This is a genomic window from Pectobacterium parvum (assembly GCF_020971565.1).
Taxonomy (GTDB): domain Bacteria; phylum Pseudomonadota; class Gammaproteobacteria; order Enterobacterales; family Enterobacteriaceae; genus Pectobacterium; species Pectobacterium polare.
In genome coordinates this window covers 3035853-3055901 of the sequence record NZ_CP087392.1, presented here as the reverse complement: position 1 = coordinate 3055901, position 20049 = coordinate 3035853, and the positions used below count along the sequence as shown (strand labels likewise).

Annotated in this window: 17 protein-coding genes and 2 pseudogenes; 15 read left to right on the top strand and 4 right to left on the bottom strand. The window is 47.6% G+C overall.

Features of this window, described 5'->3' with window-relative positions:
• Window positions 1-186 precede the first annotated feature (186 nt).
• Complete coding sequence (locus LOZ86_RS13745) at window positions 187-1353, bottom strand: MFS transporter (RefSeq protein ID WP_039484480.1); 1167 nt, start codon at window positions 1351-1353, stop codon at window positions 187-189.
• 18 nt (window positions 1354-1371) lie between these two features.
• Complete coding sequence (locus LOZ86_RS13740) at window positions 1372-2256, bottom strand: LysR substrate-binding domain-containing protein (protein WP_039484483.1); 885 nt, start codon at window positions 2254-2256, stop codon at window positions 1372-1374.
• 249 nt (window positions 2257-2505) lie between these two features.
• Here LOZ86_RS13740 and LOZ86_RS13735 point away from each other — a divergent pair, with 249 nt between their 5' ends.
• From LOZ86_RS13735 to LOZ86_RS13720, 4 genes and pseudogenes are all read left to right on the top strand, one after another.
• On the top strand, window positions 2506-3123 hold the full coding sequence (locus tag LOZ86_RS13735; RefSeq protein ID WP_039484486.1) for a LysE family translocator: 618 nt from the start codon (window positions 2506-2508) through the stop codon (window positions 3121-3123).
• A gap of 123 nt (window positions 3124-3246) precedes the next feature.
• The gene (locus tag LOZ86_RS13730; RefSeq protein WP_039512556.1) at window positions 3247-4296 is read left to right on the top strand and encodes an NAD(P)-dependent alcohol dehydrogenase; all 1050 of its coding nucleotides are present in this window, start codon (window positions 3247-3249) and stop codon (window positions 4294-4296) included.
• Window positions 4297-4752: 456 nt separating this feature from the next.
• Window positions 4753-5793, top strand: coding sequence for an IS630 family transposase (locus tag LOZ86_RS13725; RefSeq protein WP_230242160.1), 1041 nt, complete (start codon window positions 4753-4755; stop codon window positions 5791-5793).
• A 215-nt stretch (window positions 5794-6008) separates the two neighbouring features.
• A pseudogene (locus LOZ86_RS13720) lies at window positions 6009-7339 on the top strand (IS4 family transposase).
• Window positions 7340-7408: 69 nt separating this feature from the next.
• Here LOZ86_RS13720 and LOZ86_RS13715 read toward each other — a convergent pair.
• A pseudogene (locus tag LOZ86_RS13715) lies at window positions 7409-7612 on the bottom strand (transposase); the annotation flags it as partial.
• A gap of 389 nt (window positions 7613-8001) precedes the next feature.
• Entirely contained in the window at window positions 8002-8391 is a 390-nt protein-coding gene (locus LOZ86_RS13710) for a VOC family protein (protein WP_039488039.1), read from the bottom strand.
• A 429-nt stretch (window positions 8392-8820) separates the two neighbouring features.
• On the opposite strand from LOZ86_RS13710, the gene LOZ86_RS13705 reads away from it, so the two are divergent.
• From LOZ86_RS13705 to LOZ86_RS13655, 11 genes are all read left to right on the top strand, one after another.
• Entirely contained in the window at window positions 8821-9297 is a 477-nt protein-coding gene (locus LOZ86_RS13705; RefSeq protein ID WP_039488037.1) for a PhzA/PhzB family protein, read from the top strand.
• A gap of 66 nt (window positions 9298-9363) precedes the next feature.
• Window positions 9364-9993, top strand: a complete 630-nt coding sequence (locus LOZ86_RS13700; RefSeq protein WP_052012131.1) for an isochorismatase family protein — start codon at window positions 9364-9366, stop codon at window positions 9991-9993.
• On the top strand, window positions 9986-11890 hold the full coding sequence (locus LOZ86_RS13695; RefSeq protein ID WP_039488035.1) for an anthranilate synthase family protein: 1905 nt from the start codon (window positions 9986-9988) through the stop codon (window positions 11888-11890). The genes LOZ86_RS13700 and LOZ86_RS13695 overlap by 8 nt, the downstream gene beginning before the upstream one ends.
• Window positions 11890-12753 (top strand): PhzF family phenazine biosynthesis protein, encoded by an 864-nt coding sequence (locus tag LOZ86_RS13690; RefSeq protein WP_039488033.1) that lies wholly within the window; start codon window positions 11890-11892, stop codon window positions 12751-12753. The genes LOZ86_RS13695 and LOZ86_RS13690 overlap by 1 nt, the downstream gene beginning before the upstream one ends.
• 37 nt (window positions 12754-12790) lie before the next feature.
• Window positions 12791-13417 carry a pyridoxine 5'-phosphate oxidase C-terminal domain-containing protein gene (locus tag LOZ86_RS13685; protein WP_131522969.1) on the top strand — a complete coding sequence of 209 codons (627 nt, stop codon included), beginning with the start codon at window positions 12791-12793 and terminating at the stop codon, window positions 13415-13417.
• Window positions 13398-14498 (top strand): acyl-CoA synthetase family protein, encoded by a 1101-nt coding sequence (locus tag LOZ86_RS13680; protein ID WP_052012130.1) that lies wholly within the window; start codon window positions 13398-13400, stop codon window positions 14496-14498. The genes LOZ86_RS13685 and LOZ86_RS13680 overlap by 20 nt, the downstream gene beginning before the upstream one ends.
• The gene (locus tag LOZ86_RS13675) at window positions 14498-15919 is read left to right on the top strand and encodes an aldehyde dehydrogenase family protein (protein ID WP_039488030.1); all 1422 of its coding nucleotides are present in this window, start codon (window positions 14498-14500) and stop codon (window positions 15917-15919) included. Before LOZ86_RS13680 ends, LOZ86_RS13675 begins: the two co-directional genes overlap by 1 nt.
• A gap of 44 nt (window positions 15920-15963) precedes the next feature.
• Entirely contained in the window at window positions 15964-16647 is a 684-nt protein-coding gene (locus LOZ86_RS13670; RefSeq protein WP_230242151.1) for an SAM-dependent methyltransferase, read from the top strand.
• Window positions 16648-16674: 27 nt separating this feature from the next.
• On the top strand, window positions 16675-18108 hold the full coding sequence (locus LOZ86_RS13665; RefSeq protein ID WP_230242150.1) for an MFS transporter: 1434 nt from the start codon (window positions 16675-16677) through the stop codon (window positions 18106-18108).
• Window positions 18108-18899, top strand: coding sequence for an SDR family oxidoreductase (locus tag LOZ86_RS13660; RefSeq protein WP_039488027.1), 792 nt, complete (start codon window positions 18108-18110; stop codon window positions 18897-18899). Before LOZ86_RS13665 ends, LOZ86_RS13660 begins: the two co-directional genes overlap by 1 nt.
• Complete coding sequence (locus tag LOZ86_RS13655; RefSeq protein WP_039488025.1) at window positions 18892-20046, top strand: acyl-CoA dehydrogenase family protein; 1155 nt, start codon at window positions 18892-18894, stop codon at window positions 20044-20046. The genes LOZ86_RS13660 and LOZ86_RS13655 overlap by 8 nt, the downstream gene beginning before the upstream one ends.
• Window positions 20047-20049 lie beyond the last annotated feature (3 nt).

Sequence of the window (20049 nt, the reverse complement as noted above, 5' to 3'; positions counted from 1 at the left end):
AATAAACGTACTGCTATGTCTTTTCCTTAATCTTGTTTCAGGATACTCAACCCGACTCAATTGGACAGTATCATACAACTATGGAGATATAGACTGATTCTTCTGTGTATGATTGAGATAACTATTCCTGTTTGGATAGCTTTCAATGTTCTGGGGTACTCGATAGAATGAGAACGTGTTTGTTATTCACTCTTCACCCAACGAGTGCAATACGCGTTCTTTTCTTAATGCGCCCTGTATGCCGACAAACAGCACGCCGGTTAGCAGCAAGATGGCGATGAGGCCGTCGTAGCCGTAAAACGTGATGGCGGCACCAGAGAAGAGTGGCCCGCTGATACTGCCAGCCGACCACACCAGCCCCAGAAGTGAATTCATCACAATCAGCCGCTGACCGGCAAATTTCTGACCCGCCCGAACCAGAGACAGCGTGTAAAGCCCGCCTGCCGCTGCGCCCAGTACGATACAGACGGGGACCAGAAGTGAAGGGGAGGAGAACGAGAAGGTGATCAAGACCAGCATCACACAGAAAAGGATTCCGCAGCTGATGTGGATTTTGATGATGCCGCATTTGTCTGCCAGCCAGCCAATCGGCGTCTGAAATACGGCATCGCCCAGAAAAATGAGTGTGACCAGTAAGATCGCGGATTTTTCGTCTAAGCCCTGCTCCATGCCGTAAAGCGGAAAGAGCGAAAGGATACTGGCATCGAAGAAGGAGAAGCAGAGCACGCCAGAGGCGATTGCTGGGAGAAAAGGGACAAGATCTCGATAAGACGATGAAGACGATTCATCTGCCTGAACCATCGTGGCGCAGTTCCTCAGCATGAATCCACACACGACGGATATCGCGCAAATCAGCCATAGCGCATAGGTTTGCATCGGCTCGCCAGCGGCAATGAGCAGCGGCCCTATCAGCTGACATCCTGTGAAAACAGCGGCATACAGCCCCGTCAGCGTCGCTTTGTGTTTGTCTGACGCCCGACTGGTGACCCAGGTTTCTCCCAGCACCACCAAAACCCCCGAGGCGAGCCCAGTTAACAGACGAGGGAAAATGAGCGCAACAGGGTGTGACAGCAGGCACGAAGCAACGGTTGATGCCGCCAGAATGATCAGGCTGCCGGATAACAGATAGCTCGCGTGCAGGCGGCGGCTGAGCCACGGCGTAACGAAAGAGGATAGCATCATCCCCGCCGCTGGAAGGGCTGCCAGAATACCGAGCGTTGCCGTGCTGTGCCCGAGCTCGGCCAGCTTCAGGCTGATTAGCGGCAGCGTGTACCCTGTGACCAACCCCACGAGTGAGGCGGCGATAATCATGTTGATTGTCGTGAAATTGGCTTCACGGGAATGTGCTGTCATTGCCTTTCCAGTGCGGGTTTAACAAGCATTTTCAACCCCAGAAAGGCAGGTGGACACTTCCTGCATTAGCCAGGTATGAAATCGTACATACTTTTCATTTTGCTCAAGGGGGATAGGCGATAACAGATAATAAGCAGAACCCTCCCGCGCAAATCCATACGGGGCATGCAGTTGCCCGTTTGCAATCTCGTCCTGCACCATCAGGAAAGACGCCATTGCCATGCCTAATCCCGATACGGCCGCCTGAATACACAGATAAAAGTGCTCATAGTCCGCTCTGATGCTGCCTTTGAGTGACACATGCGTCTGTCGTTGCCAGGTTGCCCACGCTTTTGGTCGCGTTCCGGTATAGAGCAAACGCGTTCCCTCCAGACTGTTTTTTTGCTCGGTTTTGTCGCGACTTACTGGCCCCATCCATTCGTCACACACCTTTACCCCATGCGTTTGTGGGTCCCAGTGAAAATCGTCACGCCGCAGCGCGAGGTCAACGCCGCTACGCACAAAATCAATCGGCCCGCCCGCAGCTACCAGATGAAGTTTGATATCGGGATTCGCCTGATTAAAAGCCGGTAGCCGCGGAATCAGCCATTTCATGGCAATCGTGGGTTCGCATGACAGCGTCAGCACGTCATCCTGCGCACCTTGCTGTAGCCGATAGACCGCACCTTCGAGCTGTTCAAAAACGGACTGCGTGACCGTATGCAAAGAACGGCCCGCCGCGTTTAAAAAGATCGCGCGGTTGCGTCGTTCAAATAGCTCAACCCCCAGCGCCTCTTCCAGCAATCTGATCTGCCTGCTGACGGCACCATGTGTGACATGCAGGGACTCGGCGGCTTTAACAAAGCTACCTGTTTGTGCGGCCGCTTCAAAGAAGCGAAAGGAGGCTAACGAGGGGATTTTCATATACACGATGAAATTTAACAGATTTATACCAAGATAAATCGCTTTTTTGCCACATGCAAACGCTGAATAATTACACTGCCTTCAGGTTTAAAAGGCCTAATAGCCTAAATAATGAGGAAATGTCGTAGGATTCGCACCTTTGCTAGCCGTATTGCGTCAGTGATTTTTGCATTCCTCCTTTAGCCGTCTGTTACCCATCTGTGCAAAATCATCGTGAAAGTGATGGCTTGCCGAACAAGGAAAACGTTAATGAATGAGTTAATTGCTGTTGCGACGATCACCATTTTGGCGGTGATCAGCCCGGGGCCTGATTTTGCTATGGTGACCCGCAACAGCTATGCCTTTGGCTCGCGCGCCGGTTTACTCAGTGCGTTTGGCATTGCCTGCGGTGTCCAGATCCACGTGATGTATACCGTTTTTGGCATCGCGGTATTCATTGTGAACTCTCCAATGATATTTATGGCGATGAAGATTTTGGGAGCGTCCTATCTGATTTATCTGGGATATAAATCATTAACCAATACGACAAAAATAAAATTAGAAGAGGCGTCCGGTCATGCGCCGTCATCGCTTGCTGCGTTTCGCATGGGCTTTCTCACCAATGCGCTTAACCCAAAAACTATGCTGTTTGTCGTCGCCACCTATACTCAGGTTGTGCAGCCTGGTAGCCTAATAAGCCATAACGTTGGCTACGGGTTATTTATGTCGGTCGCGCACTGGGTCTGGTTCAGTATTGTTGCACTGTTTTTTGCCGCGCCAGCTATGCGCCGCCGGCTGATCGATCGTCAACATTGGGTCGATAAAGGTATCGGTGTTGCCCTGATTGCGCTAGGCGCGTCTCTGGCGTTTACCAAAATTACCCTCTGATAAAGGGAAATTTACCGGATCAGGCAAGAAAACCATCGGAATGCTATACCTGTCTACTGAGGGATTTAGGAAAATAGTCGATCTCTTAACATGATTGATTTCTCACCAGAAAAGGAAATAGCCATGCTTGTACATGCGTATGGGGCTCATGCGGGCGATAAAGCTCTTGAACCGTTGCAGATCGTCCGTCGTGTGCCGGGAGCCCACGATGTCCAGATTGAGATTGCGTACTGTGGCATCTGCCACTCTGACTTGCATCAGGTGCGTGCTGAATGGGCAGGAACACAGTTTCCTTGCGTTCCTGGCCATGAAATCGTCGGGCGAGTGTCTGCGGTAGGGGCACATGTCTCCGCCTTCAAGGCGGGCGATCTGGTCGGTATTGGCTGCATCGTGGACAGCTGTCGGCACTGTGAAGAATGCGACGATGGTTTAGAAAACTACTGTGACGGGATGGTCGGCACGTATAACGGCCCGACTGCGGATGAGCCCGGCTGGACGCTTGGTGGCTATTCTCAGCAGATCGTTGTGCATGAACGCTATGTGCTGCGCGTCCGTCATTCCGAGGCGGAACTGGCTGCGGTCGCGCCTCTGCTGTGCGCGGGGATTACTACCTATTCGCCGCTGCGCCACTGGAATGCCGGGCCGGGTAAGAAGGTCGGCGTTGTGGGTATCGGTGGGCTTGGTCACATGGGGATCAAACTGGCGCATGCCATGGGGGCTTATGTTGTGGCGTTCACCACGTCTGAATCTAAGCGTGAAGATGCCAAGGCGCTGGGCGCAAATGAAGTCGTGGTGTCTCGTAACGCGGAAGAAATGGCAGCGCACGCGGGCAGCTTCGATTTAATCCTCAATACCGTTGCTGCGCCGCACGATCTGGATGCGTTTCTGGTTCTGCTGAAGCGCGATGGCGCGCTAACGCTGGTCGGTGCGCCTGCGTCACCGCATCCTTCTCCGAACGTGTTCAACCTGATCATGAAACGCCGTACGGTGGCGGGATCGATGATCGGTGGCATTCCTGAAACGCAGGAAATGCTGGATTTCTGTGCCGAGCACGGGATTGTTTCCGATATCGAGCTTATCCGAGCCGACGAAATCAATGAAGCCTACGAGCGGATGCTCAAAGGCGATGTGAAGTACCGCTTCGTCATTGATAACGCCACGCTGAACGCCTGATTGGCCTGGAGTCCCACAGCACTGACTTCTTCCCGAAGCTGCGGGACTACCATCAAGTGATTTATCATGCTTTATTTTCTCTAAAATACCTTCTTTGAATTTCATTTAAGAGTTTAAAGTTAACAAATACATGAGGTTATATTGCTTTGTGGCGTACAGGCACCCGCAATTTTTCTATGTTTGAAGGGGCTGCGGGTAATTGATATTTTCCCCCGGAAATTCCCCTCAATTTCACTGACCTGACCAGTCAAAGAATGCTAATGCTGTAGCGTTTCCCAGAGTAGTTTAATCAGTAGCGTCACAGCCAATATCAGGAATAGACGACAAATCCAATAATTCCCTCCTTTCAACGCTAAATAGCTGCGCGGAATAGTAGATCACTTTGAGGGAACTCAGCCCGAATTGTGCGATCTGATCAATCGCCAAATCAAAACAAATCACCAACCGGACTGAGCAATGCCGATCATAGCACCCATTCCTCGCGACGAGCGACGCCTGATGCAGAAAGCTATCCATAAAACGCGCGATAAAAATCATGCCCGCAGACTCACCGCCATACTGATGTTGCACCGAGGAGACCGTGTCAGCGATGTCGCCAAAACGCTCTGTTGCGCCCGTTCATCCGTCGGACGCTGGATTAACTGGTTTACGTTGTCGGGTGTTGAAGGCCTGACATCCTTACCCGCAGGGCGCTCCCGTCGCTGGCCTTTTGAGCACATCTGTACCTTATTACGGGAACTGATAAAGCACTCTCCCGCTGATTTTGGCTATCAGCGTTCACGCTGGAGCACCGAACTTCTGGCAATAAAAATCAATGAGATAACGGGGTGCCGGTTACACGCCGGAACCGTCCGTCGCTGGCTTCCGTCAGCGGGGCTTGTGTGGCGCAGAGCCGCGCTTACATTGCGCATCCGTGACCCGCATAAAGATGAAAAAATGGCGGCAATCCGTAAGGCTCTGGATGAATGTAGCATTGAACATCCGGTGTTTTACGAAGATAAGGTGGATATCCACCTTAATCCAAAAATCGGTGCAGACTGGCAGTTGCGTGGTCACCAAAAGCGTGTAGTTACGCTGGGGCAGAATGAAAAATACTACCTGACCGGAGCGTTGCACAGTGGTACGGGTAAAGTCAGTTACGTTGGCGGCAACAGCAAGAGTTCGGTACTGTTCATCGGCCTGCTGAAGCACCTGAAATCCACTTATCGACGGGCAAAAACCGTCACGCTTATAGTGGATAACTACATCATCCACAAGAGCCGTGAAACACAGCGCTGGCTGAAAGGTAACCCGAAGTTCAGCGTAATTTATCAGCCGGTCTACTCGCCGTGGGTGAACCATGTTGAGCGTCTATGGCAGGCGCTTCACGACACGATAACCCGCAACCATCAGTGCCGTTCGATGTGGCAGTTACTGAGAAAGGTTCACCATTTTATGAAAACTGTCAGTCCATTCCCGGGAGGTAAACATGGGTTGGCAAAAGTGGAGCGGTATTAGGCGCAGCTATTTAGCCCTGAAAAGAAAATGTAGCTAGAGCGAGGATCGATAAGTCTATTCTTAGGGAACTGTGTCCAAAGAGGTCTAACTGTCTGTTTGTAGTGGCACACTGAATTTGGCCACCTGATAGGAGTAATGCTGATCAGTTAAGGATCAGTTGAACGATCCAATAGCTGTGTAAGAATCCGGAAGTGTTCTTCATTTCCGGATTTTTTATGCGTATCTCTCAGGCCATCGACCTCGTTTCACGTTACGATTCGACCCGTAATCCTTTGACTTCTCTTGGCGACTTTCTTGACCCAGAACTTATTGCCCGTTGCCTTGCTGAGTCCGGCGTGGTCACCCTGCGTAAACGCCGTCTTCCTCTCGAAATGATGGTCTGGTGCGTTGTCGGCATGGCGCTTGAACGTAAGGAGCCGCTTCATCAGATTGTCAATCGGCTGGATATTATGCTGCCCGGTAACCGTCCCTTTGTTGCTCCCAGCGCGGTTATCCGGGCGACAGCGGCTCGGAAGTGACGCCGTTCGACGGGTGTTCACGCACACCGCTCACTTGTGGCACAACGCTGTGGCGCATCCCCACTGGTGTGGATTGACGTTACTGGCGATGGATGGCGTCGTCTGGCGCACACAGGAAACACCTGAAAATGATACCGCCTTCCCGCGCCAGACTTACTGCGCCAACCTTACCCCTACCCGCAGGTCAAAATGGTCTGTCAGATGGAGCTGACCAGCCATCTGATAACCGCAGCAGCCTTCGGTACGATGAAAGACAGCGAATATACCTGGCTGAGCAACTGATAGACCAGACCGCAGATAATACGCTGACGCTGCTCGATAAAGGGTATTACTCATTAGGGTTGCTGAATGCTTAAGCGTGGAAGCGTGCGGGAGAACACCGACACTGGATGATACCGCTTAAGAAAGGTACCCGTTACGAGGAGGCCCGGAAACTGGGAAAAGGCGATCATCTGGTACAGTTGAAAACTACGCCACAATCCCGCAAAAAATGGCCGGGACTGAGTACAGAAGTGACAGCCCGATTACTGACCTATAGCCGTAAAGGAAAAATCTATCAGTTACTGACTTCGATGACTGATGGCATGCGTTATCCGGGAGGTGAAATGGTTGAGCTTTACAGTCACCGTTGGGAAATCGAGTTGGGTTACCGTGAAATCAAACAGACAATGCAACTGAGCAGACTGACACTGAGAAGCAAAAAACCGGAACTTGTGGAGCAGGAGTTATGGGGTGTGCTGCTGGCGTATAATCTCGTGAGATATCAGATGATTAAAATGGCCAGTCAACTGAAAGGTTACTGGCCAAATCAGCTGAGCTTCTCAGAATCCTGCGGGCTGGTCATGAGGATGTTGATGACGCTTCAGGGTGCATCGCCGGGTCGTATCCCTGAACTACTGCGAGATCTGGAGAGTATGGGACAGATGGTGAAGCTGCCGATAAGAAGAGAAAGAACCTTCCCGAGAGTGGTGAAAGAAAGGCCTTATAAATATCGAAAAGCGAAGAAAAACAGCCAGTCAGTTGCTTAACTGACTGGCATTACCACCTGATAGGAGGTTATATTTTTCATCTCATAACAATACAGGTGAAATAATGAGAAGACGTTTCAGCCGACGTTTTTCTTCCTCCAGATCTTTCATCTTTTTGATATAAGAAGCCTCTATACCGCCAAACTTCGCTTTTCAGTTGTAATACGAAGCCTTGGATATTCCTGCTTCGTGGCAAACGTCTTTGACGGTACGTCCGGCTTCAACGGACTTCAAAACGGCGATGATCTGGTGTTCGGTAAATCGGGCAGCAATCTCCTCAACAGGATATAATCAGTATGTCGGAAGATCTATAAAAGTGAATGGTTCAGTTTATCGGGATGCTTACAAGCCCTCCTGTGAAGACCGCTTAACGAATAGAATAGAGTAATGTTTATTACTGCGAGATTAAACAGACAATTGCGTGTGGCCCTGCTTGGCTATGTGTTCCACATAAACATACAGCATTTTTTTACGGGGTAGTAAGTAAATTTTTTGCATAAAAAAAGTGATCTTTTTCTATACTATCAGTGGCACTGATTTGATATCTAATTTTTACATTTTGAATATGACCACCATCATTTATCTATGATAGCGGTCATGCTTAACAGTAAACACTCACCAAAAGAAGATGAATATTCTATCTTTTAAGATTGATAGTAATCTTAGTCCAGTGGACAAACTCGAATAATATGACCATCTGGATCATTGATTAAAAAAGTACGGCCGAATACATCAGTGTAAGGTTCTTTTATGATATTGATTTTAAAATCTTTTTGCATTTTCCATTCAGTGAAGAGCTTATCTACATCTTCTCCTGTTGGCAGCATAATGCCGATTTCAGAAAAGCGTGGAATGTCTGCTATGGGTTCTTCTCCGCCTGACCAGATAGCAAAAAGCGCATCGCCAGACGACGGGAAGGCAACATAGCGGGGGGTTACGAATACCGGTTCTTTCTTAAAGATAAATCTGTAAAAATCAGTTGAGCGCTCAACATCTGAGACGTAAACCAATTGCAAGTTTGGGGTTATTGCAGGGCTGGCTAAATCAGTCATGATTCCTCCTTTTGTATACTAAGCGAAACAGGCTTTTCCATTCAAATTTTAATTCATTACTTTACCTTAATCGTTTAACAGTATTTACGCAATGCTTTTGCAGTAATTGTTCTTTGATTGAGGTTTTTCTAAATATAACTGACAATCATTGGGTAATAATAATCATTGATGTTTCTTAAATAGTGTGTTTTCGCTATTTTTTTTGCATGCATTATTTTCGGTGATTAAATTTTTAAATTTATTATTATTCACCTAATGATTATTCATCTATTGGATGGTAACTTATTTTTCAATAAAAAATATATTACTGAAGTTGACTGTTTTAAATTTGGAGGTTAAAAAATTAGCGTTTTTAACCTCCCGTTAACTTAATTTAAACATCTTAAATTATGGGGTTTTGCGTTGGTTTAATAAAATGAGGTTTTATTTATGTATCTGTCTGATGAAGATGCGAATCGTGCTCGTGAAATTAACCGTAAAACAGTCTCGCAGTATTTGTCATCAACTCGCGGAAATGCTCGCCTTAAAAGGCATAAGTTATTTATTGAAGATGGTGAAGGTGGTCTGTGGACCACTGAGACCGGCGAACCTATAATTATACGTGGTATTAAAAATTTAGAAAAACACGCAAAATGGTCTCTTGAATGTTTCCCTGACTGGGAGTGGTATAATATTAAGATATTCACTACCAACAATCCTGACCATGTTTGGGTTGAGTGTGACGGTCGAGGTTTGATTCGCTTCCCCGGATATCCTGAAAGTTATTATGAAAACCACTTCATTCATTCATTTGAGCTACGTGATGGCCTGATTGTCAGGAATCGCGAATTTATGAACCCTGTCACTCAATTGAAATCTTTAGGTGTAGAGGTTCCACGTATCAAGCGTGAGGGTATTCCCTGCTAATTATTGTAAGCATTTCAATGCCTACATTGATGCTGAGTCTTTTTTCTAAAATGGCAGAGTTATCTGATGTACAGAACATTAAAGTCTGAGCCTTATAGTTCACTTGATCTCATCATACCTGATGATCAGCCTCTGACGTGGAATATAGAACCGCAGCGTTGTGCGTTACTAGTTCACGATATGCAGCGCTATTTTGTTAACGCCCTGCCGAGCGAGCCTATCGACAAGGTTATTCATTCAATTTCACTGGTACTAAAGTGGGCAAGGATAAATCATATACCGGTATTTTATAGTGCGCAGCCAGGTGGAATGACTCTGGATCAACGCGGCTTGCTGAATGATTTATGGGGCCCTGGAATGAGGACGACTGAAGATGAGCGGAGGATTATTACTGAGCTGACTCCTTCCTCGGATGATACAGTTTTAACTAAATGGCGATACAGTGCTTTTTATCGTTCTCCTCTGGCCGAAATGCTAAAAAAGGACCAACGTGACTCCCTGATCATTACAGGTGTTTATGCATCAGTAGGAATATCTGCGACCGCTATTGAAGCTTTTACGCAAGATATTAAACCCTTTGTTGTAGCCGATGCAGTTGCGGATTTTTCACTAGCAGGGCATCAGCAGGCAATCAACTATCTTGCTGATAATTGCGCCCAAATAATCTCAACGGATGGGGTGATAAATAATGTCTGATTTTCTAACGCAGATTCTGTCACAGCCACAAAAACCGTATGCTTTACTTTATCGGCCCGCAGTCTCGTTGGACAAAATTGAAATTTTACAGCTTACTTGCGAAAAGACTCATTTTCTTGACAAAGCTCTTAGCGCAGATAGTCATCATGGAAAACTTTTAGTTGTTCCGTTTTGTCAGGTGGCGAAACGTGGCTACCATGCTATCAATGATGAAACACCGATTCTTAGCATGCCAATTACTTCCCGACAATGGTTGCCATTGTCGGAAGCAATTAATAGGCTGCCAGATTTGCCTATTTCGGTCACGAACACTCACTTTAATCTTGATGATACTCAGTTTGGACAACGTATCAGTCAGTTAATCGAACAGGAAATAGGGCAGGGAGCAGGTTCAAATTTCGTGCTTCATCGTAAACTACGTACTTCGCTTGTAGATTATCATCCTGAACAACTTCTGAGCCTTTATCGCCGCCTTTTACAGACTGAATCCTCCGCCTATTGGTGTTTTTTGATAAATACTGGCGATGAAGCTTTTATCGGTGTATCTCCAGAATTACATGCATCACTGAATAACGGTGAGATGTACATGAACCCTATCAGCGGGACTTTCCGTTATCCCGAGCAGGGCGAAACAATCGAAGCTCTGATTGAATTTCTCAATAATCAGAAAGAAACCAACGAGCTTTATATGGTGGTGGATGAGGAACTGAAGGTAATGTCCGGGCTGTGTGAGCGTGGAGCGCAGGTTAGTGATTTGCGTCTCAAACAGCTAAGTCAGGTTATTCACACTGAATATGTTCTGAAAGGGAAAACGCAGGCCAGTGTTGCAGATATTCTGATTGAAACGTTACCAGCACCAACGGTCATTGGCAGCCCAGTGCAAAATGCCTGTCAGGTTATTGCCCGATATGAGCCAGAGGGGCGCAGATATTATAGCGGCGTGGTCGCCTTGGTTGACGGTACACATGATAGCCCCCGTCTGGACTCGGCTATTTGTATTCGTACGGCTGAAGTTACTGCTGATGGAAAAGTGGAGATTGGTGTTGGGGCAACGATAGTCCGCGATTCCGTCCCTTTGGATGAAGCGGAAGAAACTCGAAGTAAAGTGCAGTCACTTTATGCTGCATTGACGCAGGACAGTCTGCCCGCCAAACAGAAAGTGACACCTGCCAGCCTCGCAGGATTAGAGCTGAGTGATAATCTGATAGTTCGCTCTTTGATGAAGGAGCGTAATAACAGGATCTCGCAGTTCTGGTTGAGTGAACCTGAGCAGCGCTACCGTCGACAATATTGCTTCGCTGACAAGAAAATACTTATTCTCGATGGTAATGATGCTTTTACTTCCATGTTTAAAACACTTTTTTCATCACTGGGCGCACTTGCTCATGTGGAAAAAGTCTGTAGCAGTATTGATCTACAGGGTTGGGATTTAATCGTAGCTGGGCCGGGCCCAGGAAATCCACTCGATGTTAATGACTTCAGAGTTAATGCAATGCGCGAAGCCATTACAAAAATGAGAGTGTCCGGCCAGCCTTTCTTTGCTGTTTGCCTGAGCCATCAATTGCTTTGTCTGCAACTTGGCTTACCAGTTGCACCTCTCTCTCCGCCCAACCAAGGAGTACAGAAAAAAATCTGTCTGGACAGTAACTTTGAAACAACCGGTTTTTATAACACGTTCTGTGCCCGCGTTAATGCTGTTACGCAATCTCAAATGCGCCAAAGGGGTATAGAGGTTTACAGCGATATAGAAAATGGGGAAGTTCATGCGCTTCGATCCCCCTCATTTTCGTCAGTACAGTTTCACCTCGAATCGGTACTCACTTTAAATGGACAAGCACTGCTCGAAAGCTTTGTCGCTCCTCTTTTCCAAAAAAATTATTCAGGGATTGCTTCTTAATGGAAGGATGTCAGGTTGATTACACGGTTCTAAATGCCTTCACTCATTCTCCTCTCGAAGGAAATCCGGTGGGTGTTTTTCATGATACAGAAAAGCTTTCTGATGCAGTCATGCAGGCGATTGCGCGTCAGCTCCAGCTTTCTGAAAGTACTTTTATCAGCGAAAAGACTGCTGGTGGTCAGGCTCGCGTGCGAATTTTTACGCCTGTTAATGAATTGCCCTTTGCTGGCCATCCGTTGATGGGAACCGCCAGTGCATTTTCACGGCGCCATGGTCTGGATCAATTTGTATTTCATACTGCTCTTGGCGCCGTCAGAATTTCGGTTAAGCACCATACCGAAACACTCAGCACAGTGAAAATCAACGTTCCTCCAGCAAGAACGGTTCCTTTTAATGAAGAAAAGCGTCTGCTTAAGGCGCTGGGGCTGAAACAGAGTGTGCTTCCTGTGGAAATGTACGATGCAGGAGCCAGGCATGTACTGATTTCCGTCGACAGTGTTGAAACCTTACGCGCGATACGGCCAGACCATCAGGCGCTGGCCGAATTTGAAAATCTTGCAGTGAACTGTTTTGCGTGGTGCGGATTTCAGGCGGAAAACCGCATGTTCTCACCAGCTTATGGAGTAAAAGAAGATGCTGGTACCGGCTCAGCTGTCGGGCCAATAGCACTTCACCTAATGAAGCACGGACAGTTAAAAGCTAACGAGCAACTCATGATTGAGCAGGGAATTTTGCTTAATCGCCGCTGCGTTATGTATGGCGAAATCAGACAAGAAAATGAAAGTGTTTCTCATATCGAACTTTCTGGGCAGGTTACCTTGTTTTCCGATTGCAGGGCTTGGCTGAGCAACAGCGGAAAATGATTCGCTTAATTTGAATGTGCTGCTTTAGGTATGAAAAGTGAAAAAACTTGAATCGCTAACCGGAATAATGGATCTTCCTTTTCCGCAATATGACGCGGCGCCTGCGGCGCCTTATGAACTTTTACACAACTGGGTGCAACTGGCACATCAGGAAAATGTACGTGAGCCTGATGCATGGACCCTCGCGACCCGAAGTGACGCGGGTATTATTTCAATGCGCACCATCTTTCCAGTCCGGATGAATGGCGAAGTTCTGTGGTGCGCTACTCATCTCGGCAGTCGTAAGAGTCTCGATATGTGCGCCAACAAAGCGGTCTCCTGCCATATTTACTGGCGTGAGCTGGGGCGGCAGGTGAACTTAACGGGTAGCGCAAAACTATTGCCAGATGATATCGCCGATCAAATCTGGCACAGCCGGGCTTCTGCATATGATCCAGTCTCCGTTGCATCTCATCAAAGTGAGCCATTAAACGACCTTCCTGCTCTGCAAGCGACGATAGCTGAAATGGGTTGTGGAAAGCTGCCACGTCCTGAACGTTTTGTAGTATGGGCGCTGGTTTTTGACACCTATGAGTTCTGGTCAGCATCGTCCACTCGAATCCATAAACGCCTGTTATACACACGCAGTGAGCTGGGGTGGAAAAATGAAAGATTACAGCCATGAAATAGATGCTGTCATGAAGGCAGCCCAGATAAATGACGCTGATAGCTTTGTTCAGGCATTAATGCGTTGGCACTTCTCAGAGAGAACTGGCAGTCCTTTTTGGTTGCGGATGCGTGAGCAGCTGAACTTTGACCCAATCAACTCGGTTAAAACGCTTAACGACCTGAGGCAGTTTAGTGATATCTCTCACTGCCTGCGCCAGGAGCCTGTAGCTAATTTAGTGCCGCGAGGCCTACCTCTGGATTTGCACCCTCAGGTTTATGAAAGCGGGGGCACAACAGGGGCTCCGAAATATGTTGTGGCTTACGATGATTGGATAGAGGCGCTCATTTCCTGGCGAATGTCAGGTTATCAGCATCGACCGGGCCGTCCGGCAGGTAATACGCTTGCAGCTATCCCCACTGGACCCCACATTGTCGGTGCCATAAATAAAGAACGAGCAGTGCGTTTGGGGGGGATGTTTTTTTCAATCGATATAGATCCTCGCTGGGTAAAACGTTCTCTGAGTGAAGGCGATACGGCAACTGTTCACAGGTATACACATCATCTTGTTGACCAGGTCCGAAACACTCTGATCAATCAGGATATTCGGTTTCTGGTTACCACTCCACCTGTGCTTCGTGAGTTGCTTAAACGTCCAGAAGTTGTGTTGCAAATGAAACAGTCTCTCGCGCAGATCACACTTGGAGGTACTGAACTCAACTTGGATGAAATTAAATTCATCGCGAGTGAAATTCTGCCTGACTGTGAATTCAGTGCCAGCTATGGCAGTACTTCAGCATTGGGCGTATCTCGCTCTTTACTGATTACGCCTGAAAGCAAACAAGTTATTTATGACAGTTTCTCTCCTTTTATTACCTATGACGTTGTCGACAGTATCAATGCTCAAACTGTCGATTATGGCGAACGTGGAAACGTGATTGTTACCCACCTTTCACCTTGGGCTTTTTACCCACGTGTGGCAGAACGGGACACTGCCGTCAGACTACCTGGGGTGTCCGGTTTTGCGGGGGACAGGTTGGCTGATATCGCACCACTGAAAACCAGCGAAGGACGTAAGGTTATTGAAGGGGTCTACTGATGCTACACATTGCGCAAACCTGTTCTCATGTTAATGCCGATGAACTGCCGGTTATTTCTGCTATGACGTCGTTACGCTCACCGCATTTTTTGCGTCAGCGAGAGGTAGTAAACATATATGAGCAGCCCATAGCTTTACTGGAACAGTCCCCTAGCGTATTTGCAAACTACGTAATTGCACATCTGAGAACAAGTCCTGTACTGGATCGCGCCAACCGACAAAAAGCACTGCAACAGGCCGGAAAATTATTTGCAGGGTCGGTGCTCTGTGGCATGAGTCTTACGGAATATAACAAGGAAGTTTGCGCTCTTACGGGTTTACCGCGAACAGTTGTGGATAGTGCCAGCGATAAAATTGCACAGTCTATTTCTCATGCGCTGGCATTTGCTTTAAAGGGGATTCCTTATGGCGTGCCCCTGCTGGAAAGTCAGGCCACGGACAGTTACTTCTGCGCACAAAGCGCCAGGCGTGGTGACGTGCTTGCTGTAATAGCCCCCGGTAACGGAACTGGTGTTCATGCTCTATGGCCACAGGCGATAGCGCTGGGCTATCGAGTTGTGCTTCGACCGTCGGAACGTGAACCGTTGACTGCACAGCGTGTGGTAGCGGCAATGGTGGCAGCGGGATTACAGGATTATGTGATCCTATTACCCTGTGAATATGAGGTGGTAGAAACACTAATTGATGCTGCTGATTTAAGTCTTATTTACGGCGGTGATACGATAACTGCCCGTTTTGCTGATCGCAAAGATATTTTGGTGCAGGGGCCTGGACGTTCGAAAATTGTTATTGGTGCTGATTATCCTCAAGAAAAGGGACTAGAACTGATATTTGCTTCTGTAGCAGGATTGGGTGGCGCAGCCTGTGTTTGTGCGAGCAGTGTTCTTGTAGAAGGGGATGCCGAAGCTTTAGCTCGGGCATTCTGCGATTTTCTGTCCAAGAAAATGAAAGATCCAAATCAGCGTGCAGAGTGGCTTACTCATTTATCGCCACAGAGATATAGCTGGTGGTGCGACCAAGTAGATCTTTATTCTTCGGTATTAGTTGAAACGCCACAGGTTTTTAAATCTGCCCGAAATACATATCAAGTGATGCCGCTTGTTATGCAGGCATCCGCATTTAATGATCCTCTGGTCCAACTGGAGTTGCCCGTGGCCGCAGTGACTTTCTCCTCCTTTAAAAAAGGAGATGATTTAAATTCTCTTGCGCCTGCGCTAGTGGTCACAGTGGCATCGAGCAATAAACTTTTAATTGATGCGGTCGCAAACGTGCCTAGTGTTAAAAATTTTTACATCGGACAGGTGCCAACTGTGTGGATGCATCCCGATGTTCCCCACGATGGCTACTTGGCCGAGTTTCTGATGAAAACTCGGGGATACTGCGTAAAGAATTCTGAGGGTGAACATAGCAGAGTGAATTAATTTTTACATTTAAATTTATTTCTAATTTTATTCAGGTGCTAATTATGAAAAATAGTCATCATAGTGAATATGATAAAGCTGATTTCCAGGGCGTATATCAGGGTAAGACATTAATTGATAGTGCTGAGATAAACGTTGTACCTTGGGATATTGGTCAGGCGCAACCTGCAGTTTGTGATATTTTCGATAATGAAAATGCTGGCAGGCTTCTTGATGTTGGTTGTGGTCTGGGACTTAATGCTCATGCAGCTGCGCAAAGAGGTTTTCAGGTTACGGCCCTAGACAGTTCATCTGCGGCGATTGAAAAATGCAAACAAAAAGGTATGAATGAAGTTCGATTTCTAATTGCCAGTGCCTGTAATACAGGACTGGATGAAAAATTCGATATCATACTTGATTCTGCACTTTATCACGCACTCCCTTCTGATGAACGGTTGACGTATTTGCAGGAGATGCGTCGCTTAGCGCATGAAGATACCAGAATGCATATCATAACATTTGCACCCGCCAAAAATGGTATGCCATTGCCGTTGGCCATACATCTCTCTGAAATTTGCCACAATGCCGAAAATGCTGGATGGGATATTATTTTTGTTAATCGTGTCGAATATAAAGGGAACGCTCAGGCAATTGCTGATTTCTGTAAAAAGAAAAATTTGATCATATTGACGGATGAGACGGGATTCACTCGTTTACCTTGCTGGCATGTGGTGTTTAACGTTCGATAATAGCCTCTTTATTCAGGTGGATTGATTTTGAGAAACAAAATGGCCTTCTTCGGTCTCTGTCTCGGTTTCTTTATTATTATGATGGATACTACGACAGTGCCCTTGGTTTATACCTCGCTAATAAATGAATACCAGGTGACGCCAGCCATGGCTGCGTGGGTGAATAATAGTTATTTAATTACCTATGCCGGTTTCCTGTTGTTTGGCGGTCGACTTGGTGATGCAATCAATCGCAAAGCGGTGCTTTATTACGCCCTCATTATTCTTGCAATTGGTGCATTAATCAGTGGTTCTGGGCAAACGCTGATACAGGTCATTCTGGGGCGGGCGCTGAGGGGGGTAGGGGCCGGACTTTTAACTCCGCAAAGCATGGCCTTTATTTCAATCATTTTTACACAAGGAGGGCGCGGTACTGCACTGGGTATCTGGGGCGCTGTTGCTGGTATAGCAACAGCAACCGGACCCGTTGTGACTCAGGCATTCCTGCAAACAGCTGGCTGGCGATGGATTATGTGGATTAACATCCCAGTTGCTTTGCTTGCTCTGATAGTTGCTGTTATCTGTCTTCCAGCCACACAGGGTAACGGCGCTAAAAGTAAAGAATTGCTAAGTAGCGCCGCAGCAGGCATTGCGCTGGCTGCAATACTTCTTGGTTTAGAGCTTCTTAACGGTGGTTTGCAGGGAATAACAGCAGGCCTGCTTTTATTATTACCCGGTATTTTGCTCGTCGCTTTCATGCTGCGCGGTGAATTGAAAAATCATAAGCAGTATCTTTTGCCATCTGAGCTCTGGCAGGATCGATCCTTCCTGCGCACATGTCTGATTTCCGGTTTGCTCGGCTTTGGCCTGACAGCGTTCTACCTGCCGCTGGCTTTTTTAATTGAGCTGCGTATGGGTTTTGGGCCTGTAGCGATTAGCGCCATCATGGTGACAATTGCTCTGGCAAACGCACTGGTGGGTCCATTTGCTGGACACTTTTCGGATAAGACAGCTCCAGAAACACTGATTCGCTGGGGAATGTCCTGCTTCGCAGTTGCCACCATGATAATTGGTGTTACCGGATTGATGACTTACGGTGGATTTGTAGCTTTTATCATTATTATTGCCGCTATGGCACTGGCAGGCGTAGGGACGGGATTGGCCTTTGCCCCCCTTGCTAATCAGGCTTTCAGCCGGGCAACGTTTAACACTTTTGGACGGGCAGCCGCTTTTTTTAACGTGGTGCGCCAAATGATGAGCGCGTTGGGTAGTGTGGCAATAGCCATATTTTTTGATCATCTGCTTCATAAATCTGAAACGACAATTATGACGAATGAAAATTCGTTATTTTCCTCTGGCTCTCCATCCATTGCTCTTGCTGCATTCGGCTGCTTCCTGATTATTGCCGGATTGCTGGGCGTGGGTGCCTGGTTATCACGGACTTACCCTATTGTTCAATCTGTTATTAAGGAATCAAAATAATGAATACCTGGCTTATCAGTGGATGTTCCAACGGACTGGGTCGATGCTGGACGGAATCTGTTATTCGTGAGCATGGGGATCGAGTCATTGGAATTACCCGTTCGGCAGACGCTGCACAAAAGATGACAGCTCTTTACCCAGAGCATTTTATTCCTTGTGTCGCTGATGTACGAGATGAAGAGTATCTGGCCCAAATACTACCGCAACTGGTTCAGGATATCGGTATACCAAGTCGGATAGTAACGTCCGCTGGCTATGCCCAATTTGGCACGCTTGAGGACCTTTCTACAGCACAACTAAGACAGCAGTTCGCAACCAATGTTGAGGGAACACTCAATGTTATTAAACCACTGCTACCGCTGATGCGTCAGCTAGATGAGGCTCGCATCCTACTGGTGTCCAGTATGAGTGGTGTGGCGTGCTGGCCTCTTCTGGGGGCTTATCAGATGAGCAAGCATGCGATTGAAGCTATGGGGCAAACCCTGCGTCATGAACTTGAGGGGACGTCTATACAGGTCGGCGTAATTCAGCCAGGACCTTATCGTACTGGCTGGGCAACCACTTCCGCACAACGCCAGGCTATTGGTCCTGAATATGATGGTGAGGCATTAAAAAAGCGAGCCACTTGTGGCTTTAACATTGAAGACCCTGAGGCCAGTCTACCTTTCTTCTGGAAGATGTTTAACACACCAGAGATGCCGGAAATGCTTGCGACGTCAGCAGAGTTTGTTGACCTGATTTGCGCGCAGGCAGAAGAGAAAATTAAAAAATGGAGGGCTTCTCTTGCTTAAGAATAATGATTTACTAAGACGCTGGTTAAACCCTGTCGATATTTTGCAGTCTTCCTGGTCAGAAAAAGCACAGCAGGATTCGCTGAAGCAAGGGGCTGAGGATGAGTTAAAGGGTTCCCCATTATTGCGCATACTTGACGAAAGCGATCTTCGAGAAACTGGCACACTGCGTGAGGTGGTCGCTGTATGTCGTGAACTCGGTAAAACAGATGCTTCTCTTGGCTGGCTTGTGGGTGTTGCAAATTCTGCATGGTCGATGCGCGCCAATTTCCCTCTGCCTGATGAGGTAAGTGCGGATATGCGTGAAAACGCCATGCTGTCAATGGTACTGGGTCGCCCCGGAAAGCTTAAGCCTGCCACCGATGGTCAAGGGTGGTGTTTGAACGGTAGCTGGAAATATGCGTCAGGTTACCCCTGTTCCTCACATTTCTTTTGCCTCGCGGCAGCTCCCTCCGGAGAAGTGCGCGTTGTACTCGTTCCGTCAAATCAAATGATCGTTGTAGCTGATTGGCAGTCAACTGGCTTGGTTGGAACGCAGAGCGTGACCGTGGAAGCAAGGGATATCGCTATTCCTGAGACTTTCACTATTGCATACGCACCAGTTCTTTCTGGTAATGCACTTTCAGAACGAGGAAAGGGTTCTTACGCCCGTTACTTTACTGGCGTATTGATGAACTGTCTTCCCGCCACACTATTGGGGGCAACAGAGAGTGGCATTGAGTTAGTACTTTCTGAGTTTAACGCCCCTGTCGCTGGCAGTTCTTATACTGCAATGAGTAATTCTGGTGCAGCACGTTACGAGATTGGACGGCTCTGTTCAACCTTCGATCTGCTTGTGCGGGCAGCAGAGTACAACGCTTCAGTTATTGATAGTGCTGCGCAAGAAGGCAGGGCGCTGGAAAGTGAAGAGCGCGTAGCGATTCGCGGTCGGGCTACTCAGATAATGCGAGGTTGCGTTGATATTGTTCAGGCTTTGTTGTGGCTGCGAGGTTCTTCTGCCTTAGAGAAAAATAGCCCCTTGGAAAAAATCTGGCGTGACGTAAATGTCGGGGCTCGGCATGGTGGTTTCGCCAAACTTGTCCCTGAGGAGCTGGAAGGAATAAGCGCCTTGAAGGGAGATCTTTCATCACTGACACAAATGTACTGACAT